We start from the raw sequence: 13,538 nt of genomic DNA, 5'->3' as shown, positions 1-13,538 counted from the left end.
GTAAATCACCTCACTTAAATTTGAAATAACATGAAAACTATCGATAGAAAAATCCTCGATGTGAAAATAATAGAGCCTGACTTATTTGGTGATGAACGTAGTTTTTATTTCACGAGTGAGAATGCTGGTTTTTTGTATAAATGCACCAATTGTTACGACCCAAATTCAGAAATTTGGATTAAGTGGGATGACAAGAAGATGGATATAAATTGGTCTGTTGATATAGGACCAGAATCATTTTTATCAGTTAAAGATTCATGTGCATTATCATGGAGTGAACCTAAAACCCAAGTTCTCAATTTATGACTCTAATAAAAAACAGTCTGTGGAATATGTTGCCTGTAATCATTCCCGCAGCTATAGCTTTACCATCTTTAGGTTTTTTGTCGAGAGGACTTGGACTTGAGTTGTTTGGTGTGTATACATTAATATTTGCATTACTTGGTTACTCTGGTGTATTTGATTTTGGAATGTCTAGAGCTGTAACTAGAGCGATTGCAATAAAGAGGGACGATATTCAAGAAGTTGTTACTATATTATCAACATCAAGCATAATAGTGCTGGTATTATCGATTATTCCCTCATCTCTTTTATTTTTCTTTACTGATAATGTAGTTGCTTTTTTTAATATTTCTAAAAGTTATGTAGATGAAGTAAATTATTCACTTAAACTACTTACATTTATTATTCCCATTTATATAGCAAATATTGTACTACTGTCATATTTTGAAGGACAGGAAAGGTTTAAAGAATTTAACTTAATTAGACTGACAGGAAATAGTTTGGTTTCTATTTTACCTGTAATATTTCTCTTTGTAGGTGAAAGTTTTTTTTCTGCCTTTTTAGGACTTCTGGTCGGAAGAATTATTTCGTTTATAATTGTATTATTGTATATATACATAGAAGTTAATAAAAATTACTATTATGTTTATGATTCTAGAATAGCAAGTGAGTTAATAAAGTTTGGTGGCTGGATTAGTATTAGTAACTTGATTATTCCGATTATGGTATATTTTGATAGGTTCATCTTAGCTAGCATGTCAGGTGCGGGGGTAGTTGCTTTATATTCTTCTCCATCTGAACTAGTTAGCAAAATGTTAGCTATACCAGGAGCTGTTTCGAGAGCTCTATTTCCTTCTTCCTCTTATGAAATGAGCATAAATAAAAACACACAAGCATTTATGTTAACTTTCATCTTGTCTGTATTGATGGCCTTACCTGTTATGCTTTTCTCTGAATGGTTGCTTACTGTTTGGCTGGGGAGTGAATTTTCAAAGGCGTCTATAGTTTTAAAAATATTGTGCATTGGCTTTATATTTAGTTCAATGTCACAAATCCCATACTGCTTGTTACAAGCAAAAGGGTTATCCAAGGTGACAACTATTGCACAATTATGTCAACTGTTCCCTTATCTCATATTACTTTATGTCTTGATAAGTAAGTATGCTTTTGTGGGGGCTGCTGTAGCGTGGTCAGTCAGAATGTTTGCTGATTTCATTATTTTTATATACTTAAGAAATAAACTAGTCAAGTAAATATAGTTGGAAGGAAAGAGTTTGGCATGATTTACATATCTTTAATTATTTTGATGTACGGCGCAATGCTACTATCAGTACTTGATGTTCGAGGAAAAAGTTATTTATCTCAATCAATTGTTGTATTTTTAAGTTTATTACTGTTGATTATTTTTTCTGGCTCTTATATCAATGATGATTATGAAAATTACTATAATTTATATAAACAATTAATGTCAACGGGAGAAGGTTATTTAACGAGTCAAATAGGATTTGTAACACTCATTAACGTCGGGGTTTTTTTTAATTTAGAATACAATCAAATATTGTTTATACTATTTATCATCGCTTTTCTTCTTATCAGTTCAACAATATATAAATATACAACTAATTTATGTTTTGTTATTCCATTATATATAATATATCCATTTTTTCTAGATGTGGTACAAGTTAAGCATTTTTTAGCTATGGCATTAGTAGTATTTTCAACACGCTATATCTCACAAGGTAAGTTTGATAATTCGTTGTTAAAATACGCTTTAGTTGTTTCGATTGCTTCATCTATACATTACGTAGCCCTAATTTTTTTACCCTTGGGATATTTGATTTCTAAGAATATTAAGCAAATGTTTTTTTATGTACTGTTGTTCTCATTTTTCTTAATAGTTGCGATTAATTCATCATTTGTAGAATATATAGCATCTTCTCTTTTTTCAGAATTAAGAGTTAAGAGTTATTTTGATAATCGAGTTAATAATGGATATTTTTTCCTGATATCTTATCAATGTCTAATTTTAATTTTTGTATATTGGATTAGGGAGAACCTGAATAGAATGGGTAAAGGCAGCCACTTTGTTGAAATGATGTTAATTATCCATATATATCTAATTATATTATATCCAATGTATATGATTAATGGGAATTTTGAAAGAGTATTTAGAATTACTTGTATCCTTAATTATGCATTTTTGGCGGTTTATATCAAAGAGTTAAGACCTTTAAATAGGTTTTGGGTGATTATAATGTTCAGCATATATATTTTAATAAACTCATACTTACAGATCATTAAAGATAGAGATAGGATAATTTACCCTATTATGGATAATAATTTGTTTTTTGAGTTACTAAGTAATATTTACTAATACTATACGATTGGAGTTTTTAATGAAATTAAGTGATTATATAAATGAAAAGTGGTTGCAACCAACTGCTTTGTCTGAGGCTTATGCTTTAGGGGATCCATTCCCACATATTGTAATGGATGACTTTTTTAAAAAGGAAATACTAGATGAAGTTTTGATGGAATTTCCAGATTTGGAAAGTCTTGAAAGCGCATTTCATTACTCCAGTCAAGAATCTTCAAAATTTGCTAGTATAGGATCTGGAGTGCTTTCACGATCCGCTTTTAATTTAATTTCATTTTTAAATTCCGACGTTTATTTGTCATATTTGAAATCACTGGCTTCTATAAGTGAACAGTTAATCGGTGACCCTTATTTAGAGGGGGGTGGGTATCATGAAATAAAAAATGGTGGTTATCTAAAAGTCCATACAGATTTTAATAAACATCCAAATTTCAATTTAGAAAGGCGGCTGAATGTATTAATTTACTTAAATAAAGATTGGGAATCTACTTGGGGCGGAAAACTAGGGTTATATAAAAAAGATAATTTGAAAAAGCCAATTAAATCGGTAACGCCTAACTTCAACAAAGTTGTAGTTTTTTCTACAAATAATCAAACGTTCCATGGCCATCCAGAACCACTAACTTTATCTGAAGGTATTTCAAGGAAATCAATAGCTTTATACTATTATTCTGATAGCGTAATATCTTCAGATATACCTATAGTAAATAATGGGACAGATTTCAGAACTGATACTGGTGGAAAGTTTTTAACACAAAGGTTATCAGGAGGGCTAAGTTTAATTACACCTCCAATTATAATAAAGCTGTTGAAGTCGTTTATTAAAAAGTAGGTTTTTTATTAAGGTGTTAAATTGAATATTTATAATTTCATTTGTGTTAATTACAATGGTAGCCATTTTTGTCATGACCTACTGAAAAGTTTAGAGTTAATAAATGTCGATTCGGGTCATTATGTCCGTTTTTATATAGTTGATAATTCTTCAAAGTTAAAAGATATTAAGGCTCTAAGGAAACTGTCTAGTAATAAAGTAGAATTAGTTTTAATGGAATTACCTAATAATATTGGTTATTTTCCAGCTATGAATGTAGGGATTAAAAAAGCCAATAGTGACAATGATGGACTAATAATAATTGGAAATAATGATCTTGAATATAGTACAAACTTTATTACATCTTACAATTCTTTAGTAGATGTGCCAAAAGATACAATAGTTATTTCTCCTGATGTTGTAACTACCGACGGGGTTCATCAGAACCCTTTATCATTATCTAAGTTATCTAAATCAAGATTAATTATTGAAGAGATATATTATAGTAATTACTATATTTCTCGTGCGATGATATTTATTCGAGGATTATACCCGAAACAGAAAAAAATAAAGCCTGTACAATCTGAACAAATGGTCATTCAGAGAGGGATTGGTGCTTGCTATATTCTCCAGAAAACTTTCTTTGATTTCTACGATAAGCTAGATGACCGTGTTTTTATGTGGGGTGAAGAAGTATTGTTGTCTAATCAAGTTGAATCAGTAGGTAAAAAAATATTATTTTGTCCGAGCCTTAAAGTTCATCACTTTGAAAGTGGAACAGTTAAAAAAATAGCAAGTAAGAATAGATATGAAATGGTTAGGAAATCATTTCAGATATATAAAAAATATCTTTAAGGGGGATGTAATGTTTAAAAATAAAGTTTTGTTAATCACTGGTGGGACAGGTTCCTTTGGTAATGCAGTGTTGAATCGTTTTTTAGAAACAAATATAGCAGAGATACGTATTTTTTCTAGAGACGAAAAAAAACAAGATGATATGCGAAAGCATTTTAATTCGAATAAGCTGAAGTTTTACATTGGTGACGTGCGTGATCCTCAAAGTATCTCTACTGCTATGATGGGAGTTGATTACGTATTCCATGCTGCAGCATTAAAACAGGTACCTTCATGTGAGTTTTATCCATTAGAAGCTGTTAAAACAAATGTATTAGGTACTGAAAATGTTTTAGAGTCAGCTATTGTTAATAACGTGAGTAGGGTGGTTTGTTTAAGTACGGATAAAGCCGTTTATCCTATTAATGCGATGGGTATATCTAAAGCAATGATGGAGAAAATTATTGTTGCTAAGAGTCGAAATCTTGAAGGTAAAAATACTATTATTTCTGGTACACGTTACGGTAATGTTATGGCTTCTCGAGGCTCTGTTATTCCTCTGTTTATTCGTCAAATAATCGAAAACACCCCACTTACTTTAACTGACCCATCTATGACGCGTTTTATGATGACATTGGGCGATGCAGTAGATTTGGTATTGCATGCTTTTGAGCATGGTAAAAATGGTGATATATTTGTCCAAAAAGCACCAGCCGCAACGATTGAGGTGATGACACAAGCTATTCTCGAAATGATCGGTAAACCTGAGCATAAAGTGAATGTGATCGGTACCCGTCATGGTGAGAAACTATTCGAAGCGCTGTGTAGTCGTGAGGAGATGTTTGTAGCCCAAGACCAAGGTGAATATTACCGTATTCCTGCTGATAACAGAGATCTGAATTATGCGCAGTATACTGAAGAAGGTGACAAAGACCTCTCTGGTATTGAAGACTACAACTCACATAATACTGAGCGTCTAGATGTTGAAGGTATGAAAGAGCTATTACGAAAACTTGATTTTATGCGTGAAATCGAAGCTGGTAATCTATTTGTTCCTGAAGGTGTATAAGTGAACATTTTAGTTACAGGCGCAGCCGGTTTCATCGGCCAAAATTTATGTGTTTTTTTACAGGAATCTGGTTTTGATAATATTGGAAAAATCACCCTTGATGATAACGCATCAACTGTTATTAAGAAGGTAGAGTCCGCCGATTTTATCTATCACCTTGCGGGTATTAATTGCCCTAAAAACGATGATGAATTTAAAAAAGGTAATACTGATTTAACTCAGGAAATTATTAATATCCTTGTTAATAGTGGGCGAAAAACGCCTATTTTATTTACCTCATCAATTCAGGCCGAACTAGATAACCCATACGGTGCTAGCAAAGCGGGTGCAGAGAAAGCTGTTGCTGCCTATCAACAAAAAACGGGTGCATCAACTTTTATATACCGCTTACCAAATGTATTCGGAAAATGGTGTCGTCCTAATTATAACTCTGCAATTGCTACCTTTTTTTCTAACATCCTAAATGATTTGCCAATCACAATTAACGATCCAGAAGCCTCGCTTAGCCTTGTCTATATTGATGATGTTTGTCAGTCGTTTTTAGGCATGTTGACCGCAACGACACAATCTACAGAAAAATATAGTTATGTTGAGCCGGTTTACCAAACAACGGTTGGTGAAGTTGCAGCTTTACTAACTGAGTTTAAAAAAAGTCGTGAAAGTATGATTTCTGCTAAAGTAGGCGAAGGTTTTATTCGTGCTCTTTATTCAACTTATATTAGTTACCTTGCCCCTGAACAGTTTGCATATGATGTTACTCGTCACAGTGATGAGCGTGGTACATTTGTTGAGATGCTTAAAACAAAAGATGCAGGGCAGTTATCCTTTTTTACTGCTCATCCCGGCGTTACTCGTGGTGGTCACTATCACCATACAAAGACAGAAAAATTTTTTGTTATTAATGGAAAAACCTCATTTAAATTCAAGCAGTTCACAACGGGTGAGTCTTACGACCTTATTGTTGATGGTGAAGAATCTCATATTATAGAAACTGCTCCTGGATGGTCCCATGATTTAACAAATATTGGAGAAAATGAATTAGTAGTAATGCTCTAGGCAAATGAAATATTTGATCGAGAGAAACCAGATACAGTTAATTTTAAGGTTTAAGCATGGAAGTAAATAGTAAAAAATTAAAAGTCATGACGATACTTGGAACTCGTCCTGAAATCATCCGTCTTGCTTCGGTAATGGCGACATTAGAAAAGTTTACTGATCATAAGTTAGTTCATACAGGACAAAATTACGATTATGAATTAAACCAAGTTTTTTTTGATGAATTAGGTGTTCGTGAACCTGATTACTTCTTAAATGTTGATACGTCATCTCTAGGTAAAGTATTAGGTGAAATTTTAATAAAAACGGAAGAAGTAATATTAAAAGAAAAACCTGATGCTGTACTTGTATTAGGTGATACCAATAGTGCGATTGCTATTATGATGGCTAAACGTATGAAAATCCCAACATATCATATGGAAGCTGGTAATCGTAGTTTTGATTCAAACGTACCAGAAGAAATCAATCGCAAGGTGGTGGACCACTTGGCTGACTTTAACTTGGTTTATACAGAGCACGCTAGACGTCACTTAATAAGTGAAGGTTTGAGTCATCGTTTTATCTACGTTACTGGCTCACCAATGCTGGAAGTGTTGAACTCTAAAAAAGAAGAAATAGAAGCTAGTAATATATTAAGTCAATTAGAGTTGGAGAAACAAAAATACTTTATTGTAAGTGTTCATAGAGAAGAGAATGTAGATAACCCCGAGTCTCTTAAAAAAGTAGTAAATTGTTTAAATGAATTATATGACAACTATGGTTATCCAATCGTTGTTTCAACGCACCCTAGAACTAAAAATAGATTAGAAAAACTGAACCTTTATACTAACTCTCGTGATATTCGTTTCTTAAAACCATTTGGTTTTTTTGACTATAATAAACTTCAAAAAGAAGCTTTTTGTGCTATTTCAGACAGTGGTACCATTGCCGAGGAATCAGCAATGTTAGGCTTCCCAGCGGTAACTATTCGACAATCAATCGAGCGTCCTGAAGCGTTAGATGCAGGCTCGATCGTATTAACAGGTTTGAATCCAGATATATTAATTTCAGCCGTTGATCTAGTAACAAAAGAAACTGATTTATTTCCTAACCGTGAAGTTCCGGTAGAATATACTGTTGAAAACACTTCTTTAAGAGTTCTTAAACTTATATTAGGAACTGCAAAGTTAACTAATAGATGGCGTAATTTAGAAAGTTTTTCTAGGTATGAATGGTAATGAAGGAGACAATAGTTTATGTAGGGAATTTTTCTTTCCCCAAAAAGAACTCGGCTGGAATACGAGTTCTAAACAACGGTTATTTATTCCGTGAGTTGGGTTATAACGTTGTATATATTGGGCTTAGTAAAACGGTTTCATGTATTGATAATTCCGCTCAGTCTGATAAGGAATATGATGGATTTAGATACTTTGAATTTCCTTATCCAAAGGGGCTTAAAGACTGGTTGTTTTTTTCTAAACAATTAAAAGCAGTCGTTGCTATTCTAAAAGAGTTAGAACCGAAATCTGTTATAGCTTACGGTAGTATGTCTAACGCCTTTTTTTGCTTGTTTTTAGGTTGGTGGTGTAAAGCCCAAAAGATAAAGTTTATTACAGATTGTGTCGACTGGTTAGGTGGAGCCTCAGGCGGGCGAATTTTTAGAATAGGTAAAAGGCTCGATACTGAATTACAAAAGCGATATGTAAATACTATTGGTGATGGAGTGATAACAGTTAGTAGTTTTTTGGCTGATTATTATGCCCGAAAATCTTGTTCGACCTTGATTTTACCTCCTTTATCAAAAGAAAATACGCATAAAATCAAATTAAGCGAAACGTCTAAAAATAAAAAGATCAGAATCATTTATGCAGGCTTTCCTTTCCCTACGGATAGAAAAGTTAAGGATAAGTCTTTTTTTAAGGATAGATTAGATAAAACAATTGAATTATTAGCACTTCAAAAGAAAGGTACTTTCGTTTTTGATATTTATGGAGTGACTTTAAATGATTATATTAAAAGCGTACCTGAGCATGAAACACTCTTATTAGAATTGAATGGAACTGTCAATTTTCATGGGGTGGTGAGTAATGAGGTTGTAGTGAATAAGGTTTCAGAAGCAGATTATTTCTTTTTGTTTAGAGATAGTAACAGAATGACTAATGCTGGTTTTCCTTCTAAAATTGTTGAAGCTATTAGCTTAGGTACCCCTGTTATAACTACTGCAACTTCCGACATAGCAATGTACATAACTAACGATGTTAATGGTCATATATTGTCTAAAGATAATGATGAAAAAAGTGCATTAGAGCTATCTAAAATTTTTGATGAACATGATGCTAAGCATAATATGTTAAAGCGCTCTTGTATTAACTGTAACCCGTTTGACATAAAGTCTTTTACGGACAGCACCAAACAATTTATGAAGTCAATTTAATATCCACATATAAGGAACATACAGTGAAAATAGCGTTATTAGGTGACGTAGCTTTTTTTGGTAAATATTGTTTAAAAAGTAACCCCAAAGTTTATGATTATTTTAGTGAATTAAAGGAATACCTTTCTCAGTATGATTTAATTGTGGCTAACCTTGAGGCACCTTTTGTTGAGCAACAAAATAGTATCGCAAGTGGACACAAGTCTGCTTATGTTAGTTCAGATCCCATAAATATTAATTTGCTGAAGTTTCTTGGCATAAATGTTGTTAATTTAGCTAATAATCATATATTAGATTATGGCGTTGAGGGATTTAATAGGACTGTTCAGCTTTTGGAGCAGAATGAAATTAATTGGTTTGGCGTTAATTCTAAATCCCTAAAACTTGAACTATCAGAAAAAATAGCTTTTCATGGTTATTGTGCTTTTAATACAAATCCATTGGGAGCTAAGAAAAACTCGGGTGTTAACCCGTTAATTGGCGAAATGGTTGAGAAAAACTTAAAAGAGTCTACTGAAGATGGTTTTTATAATATATTAAGTATTCATTCGGGTATTGAGCATGTTAATTATCCGTCAATAGAAGATATAAATCTTGCTCGGTATTTTTCTACAATTGCCCCTTATACTTATTACGGTCATCACCCTCATGTCTCACAAGGGATAGAAACGATAAATAATAGTGTCCTCGCCTACAGTTTAGGTAATTTATGTTTTGATGACGTGTATGACCCAAAAGGGAACTTGATAGTTAAACAATCAGATAATAATAAAGCTTCTTTTATATTATCTTTAGATATTATTGATGGAAAAGTTTGTAAGTATGATGTCATAGACTTTTTTAACCACCAAGATAAATGCGTACTTTTAAGTACTGAAATAAGCAGGAAAGTAGAAGAGTACTCTGCTGCACTTAGTATGAATGTAGATGAATATGAAGAAATGAGAAACAGTAAGGTTGCTGGTGTCCTTAAGGTTAGGAATTCTCGTCGGGACTTGAAATGGGTATTAGATAGGTTGAGTTACTCAACATTAGTTCGACTTTTTGAGTTAAATCTTAATAAAAAACGTCAAAGTAAATTTGTATCTGCTTTTTTAAAAAATAAATAATTTTACTTAAATATATAAACTTAGATGATTTATTGTAGGCAAGTAAAATAGTGATGAAAACTGGTTTTGAGGGATGTTGTGAGTATAAATAGTAAAGTATGGTTTGTCTGTGATGGAAAAAAGTCTCAAGTAAATAAAGAGTTGTTACGTGAGAAATATGGTGTGTTTTTTGAAAATCAGATTGTTTTTCATAATAAAATAGAACTCAAATTATTTTATACTTATAACAACGACGGTATTGTATTAGGTGAATCTTTACAAGATTTAGTTGAGGTTAAAAAAACAACTATATCTAAAGACTCTACAGATTTTTATAATAGATTTGGTTTTATATACCCTCCTTATACTGTATATGAAGACATATTCGTTTTAACTCCTTATATGAGAGTTTCGGTTAACCTTCCTTCTGTTGAACGCGTATTAAATTATCCAACCGTTGATCAATCTTTCTCCTTAAAAGATGTTGAAGTGAGTGATTTGATTAAAAAGCATATACAAATAGAGATAGCAAAAAGTGCTGCGAATAAACTTATATTATTCAGTGGTGGAATTGACTCATCAGTAATCTTAGGCATTGTAAATGAACAAGAAGATAACGTTGAAGCTTTAACTTGCCATATGCCTAGTTTTTCTTCAGAAACCACTAAATCAAAATCAATGTGCTCTGAAATACAGATTCCTCATGAAGTAATTCATATCAAGAATGACCTGTCACAATATGCAATTGAATTTTTAGAACAAACTTTAGAACCAATCTCGGATAAAATATCACCCGTGTTTGGGGCTATACTGGATAGCATTTCTCCTAATAAAGCCAAAAAGTCATTTACTATTATTGATGGGCAGGGTGCGGATTCACTTTTTTGTGGTTTGCCTCATGATAAAGTATATGATTTTTACAAAAAAGCAGAGCATCTACCATTTAGAAATTTACTTTCGTATATCCCTTCTTTACCTCGCAGTAATAACAATTTTCGCCACACATTATACCGAATATGTAAGGCTTTAAGAGCGTTAAGGTTTGAAACTCCGGTAGAAATGTTGATTGATACCTTAGTAGAAGATAGTACGACTAGCATTTGTAACGAAAATAACGTGCTTGTTGCCATGCGTAGTGATCTAGAGCAATTAAATAATCGCTTTGATTCATTTCATTTGGTGATTAAGTATATATTCATGTTTAAAATTTTGCCCTGTAGAGAAATGCAAAAATATGATATCGCAAGAAGAAAGGGTTTTAGCATAGCACTTCCTTTTTTGTCACCATCATTTGTTGAGCAATGTTTTTATATAGATGATTCTCTATTAATTAGAAGTAATAATTATAAATATCCTATGTATAAATTAGCTAAGAAGTATTGGCCAAGTTATTTTGATAACTCTAAAACTTCTCCTTTTAGTATTCCTTATGAAGTGAATAACCAAGATATTCGCATTTATAGTTTAAATAAATTACAAGAAATAATAGATGAAAGATCCTAAAGATAAAAAAATTCTATTTCTCATAAATGTTGATTGGTTTTTTATATCGCATCGCCTACTCATAGCTCTAGAGGCCCAATATAAAGGTTATGTAGTTACAATAGCGTGTCATTTCACCAAACATAAGCAAGAGCTCATTAATATGGGGTTTAGTGTCGTTGATATCCCTTTTAGTCGCAGTGGTAGTGGGATTATTAATGAGCTAAATACCCTTAAAAATATTAGGAAAGTGATAAAGGAGGTTAATCCTTCGCTTATACACGCAGTAACAATAAAACCTGTTTTATACACCGGTTTGGTTTTGAAGAGTATTAATCGCAATATTCCATTTGTAGCAGCGATTTCTGGTTTAGGTTATGTATTTACTGCAAGTACCCTAAGAGCAAAACTCACCCGCTTAATTGTCTCTGGTTTTTATAAAGTGGCATTATCGCAAAAGTATAAAACGGTGATATTTCAAAATACGTCAGATGAAAGTATTTTAACCGACGTTGCAAAATTAAAAGCAAACAGTAAAGTTTTAATTAAAGGCTCAGGTGCGGATTTATCGGTATATAATTATTTGCCAGAAAATAGTACTGATAGCATTAAAGTCGTAATGGCATGCCGCCTTTTGAAAGAAAAGGGCGTCTATGAGTATGTTGCATCCGCAAAGCTTGTAAAAGAACAGTACCCTAGAACTGAATTCTTATTAGTTGGTACGCCTGATGTTGAAAACCCAAATACTGTTAAGCAAGTTGAAATTGATGGCTGGGTAAAAAATAGCCTTATTAAATACCTAGGGCATAGAAACGATATACCCAAAGTATTTTCAGGCTCTAATATTGTTTGTTTACCCTCATTTTATGGGGAAGGTGTACCTAAAGTTCTCATTGAGGCAGCAGCTTGTGGCCGTGCTATCGTTACTACTGATAATCCAGGTTGTAAAGATGCAATTATTGATGGCGAAACGGGTATATTAGTTCCTATTAGAGATGCTCAGGCACTATCTCAGGCAATTATCACTTTAATTAAAGATACTAAGTTACGAAATAATATGGGCAAAAAAGCTAGAGTTTTTGCTGAAAAAGAATTTGATGTGAAGGCAGTAGTGGCTAAACATTTAGATATTTATAAAAATTTATTGGGCCGATGCTAATGATTGCAATTACAGGGTACAGTGGTTTTGTTGGCCAGCATCTACTTTCTGTTTTAGATGAAAACAACTGTTTGCTTTTAGGACGTAAACGCATAAAAAATCAAAGTCAGCATTGTCATTTTAGTTTAGGTTTTGAAAACAGTGCTGAATTAGCGTTGGCTCTATCTTCGGTGAGTACGCTTATTCATATTGCCGCGAGAGTTCACATAATGAATGATGACTCTCAAGATCCTTTAACTGAATTTAGGCAGATCAATACAGAAGGTACGCTTAATTTAGCTAGGCACGCTGCTTCATCTGGGGTTAAACGTTTTATCTTTGTTAGCTCCATTAAAGTTAACGGTGAAAGTACTACTAACAGACCACGCTATAAAAGTTCTGATGAACCTTCACCTGAAGACCCTTATGGTATATCCAAAGCTGAAGCAGAAGTAGGTTTAAAATTAATCGCTGATGAAACTGGTATGGAAGTTGTAATAATTAGACCTCCTCTTGTTTATGGCCCCGGTGTTAAAGCAAATTTCGCATCAATGTTAAAACTTGTCTCAACAGGTATTCCATTACCATTTGGTTGTATAAATCAAAACAAACGCTCAATGGTATATGTAGAAAATCTAATTAGTTTAGTTATTGGGTGTATTAATAATCCAAAGGCTGCGAATCAGACCATTTTGGTGTCAGATGACAATGATTTATCTACTAAAACATTTGTTAAAGGTTTGAGTATTGGATTAGGTAAGTCAGGCCTAATGTTACCTATACCCAGTATGCTTTTTTCTATTGCGGGGAAAGTATTGGGTAAGTCAGCTGTTATTGATAGGTTGTGCGGCTCTTTGCAAGTAGATATTAACCACACCAAAGATACACTAAATTGGCAACCACCCTATTCTGTAGAACAAGGGTTTGCCGCTACAGCTAAGTATTTTAAAGAACAACATTCAAGTTAATTCTAATACTATAATTAACC

Annotated in this window: 13 protein-coding genes; all 13 read left to right on the top strand. The window is 32.8% G+C overall.

Features of this window, described 5'->3' with window-relative positions; translation table 11 throughout:
• The first annotated feature begins 30 nt into the window (after positions 1 to 30).
• The 13 genes from H4J57_RS00505 to H4J57_RS00445 all read left to right on the top strand — a co-directional run bounded on the left by H4J57_RS00505 (position 31) and on the right by H4J57_RS00445 (position 13,518).
• Entirely contained in the window at positions 31 to 306 is a 276-nt protein-coding gene (locus tag H4J57_RS00505; protein ID WP_182241645.1) for a dTDP-4-dehydrorhamnose 3,5-epimerase family protein, read from the top strand.
• The gene (locus tag H4J57_RS00500) at positions 303 to 1,535 is read left to right on the top strand and encodes a flippase (RefSeq protein WP_182241644.1); all 1,233 of its coding nucleotides are present in this window, start codon (positions 303 to 305) and stop codon (positions 1,533 to 1,535) included. Before H4J57_RS00505 ends, H4J57_RS00500 begins: the two co-directional genes overlap by 4 nt.
• Positions 1,536 to 1,561: 26 nt before the next feature.
• A complete protein-coding gene (locus tag H4J57_RS00495; protein ID WP_182241643.1) occupies positions 1,562 to 2,656 on the top strand; it encodes an EpsG family protein in 1,095 nt (364 codons plus the stop codon).
• 22 nt (positions 2,657 to 2,678) lie between these two features.
• Entirely contained in the window at positions 2,679 to 3,491 is an 813-nt protein-coding gene (locus H4J57_RS00490) for a 2OG-Fe(II) oxygenase (protein WP_182241642.1), read from the top strand.
• A 21-nt stretch (positions 3,492 to 3,512) separates the two neighbouring features.
• Positions 3,513 to 4,325: a glycosyltransferase gene (locus tag H4J57_RS00485; protein WP_182241641.1), complete on the top strand. Its 813-nt coding sequence runs from the start codon at positions 3,513 to 3,515 to the stop codon at positions 4,323 to 4,325.
• A 10-nt stretch (positions 4,326 to 4,335) separates the two neighbouring features.
• Complete coding sequence (locus tag H4J57_RS00480; RefSeq protein ID WP_182241640.1) at positions 4,336 to 5,373, top strand: polysaccharide biosynthesis protein; 1,038 nt, start codon at positions 4,336 to 4,338, stop codon at positions 5,371 to 5,373.
• The gene (gene wbjC, locus H4J57_RS00475; protein ID WP_182241639.1) at positions 5,374 to 6,429 is read left to right on the top strand and encodes a UDP-2-acetamido-2,6-beta-L-arabino-hexul-4-ose reductase; all 1,056 of its coding nucleotides are present in this window, start codon (positions 5,374 to 5,376) and stop codon (positions 6,427 to 6,429) included.
• 56 nt (positions 6,430 to 6,485) lie between these two features.
• Complete coding sequence (gene wecB / locus H4J57_RS00470) at positions 6,486 to 7,646, top strand: non-hydrolyzing UDP-N-acetylglucosamine 2-epimerase (RefSeq protein ID WP_220470245.1); 1,161 nt, start codon at positions 6,486 to 6,488, stop codon at positions 7,644 to 7,646.
• Positions 7,646 to 8,842, top strand: a complete 1,197-nt coding sequence (locus H4J57_RS00465) for a glycosyltransferase (protein WP_182241638.1) — start codon at positions 7,646 to 7,648, stop codon at positions 8,840 to 8,842. Before wecB ends, H4J57_RS00465 begins: the two co-directional genes overlap by 1 nt.
• Positions 8,843 to 8,865: 23 nt before the next feature.
• Positions 8,866 to 9,951: a CapA family protein gene (locus H4J57_RS00460; RefSeq protein WP_182241637.1), complete on the top strand. Its 1,086-nt coding sequence runs from the start codon at positions 8,866 to 8,868 to the stop codon at positions 9,949 to 9,951.
• Positions 9,952 to 10,029: 78 nt separating this feature from the next.
• Positions 10,030 to 11,433: an asparagine synthase C-terminal domain-containing protein gene (locus tag H4J57_RS00455; protein ID WP_182241636.1), complete on the top strand. Its 1,404-nt coding sequence runs from the start codon at positions 10,030 to 10,032 to the stop codon at positions 11,431 to 11,433.
• Entirely contained in the window at positions 11,420 to 12,571 is a 1,152-nt protein-coding gene (locus tag H4J57_RS00450; protein WP_182241635.1) for a glycosyltransferase family 4 protein, read from the top strand. The genes H4J57_RS00455 and H4J57_RS00450 overlap by 14 nt, the downstream gene beginning before the upstream one ends.
• Entirely contained in the window at positions 12,571 to 13,518 is a 948-nt protein-coding gene (locus H4J57_RS00445) for an SDR family oxidoreductase (RefSeq protein ID WP_182241634.1), read from the top strand. Before H4J57_RS00450 ends, H4J57_RS00445 begins: the two co-directional genes overlap by 1 nt.
• Positions 13,519 to 13,538: the final 20 nt, after the last annotated feature.

Origin of the sequence: Colwellia sp. BRX8-7, assembly GCF_014077275.1 — a bacterium.
In the GTDB taxonomy this organism is placed as follows: Bacteria; Pseudomonadota; Gammaproteobacteria; order Enterobacterales; family Alteromonadaceae; genus Colwellia_A.
Note: the sequence above shows the minus strand (reverse complement) of the source record. Positions and strands in the feature narration are given on the sequence as shown.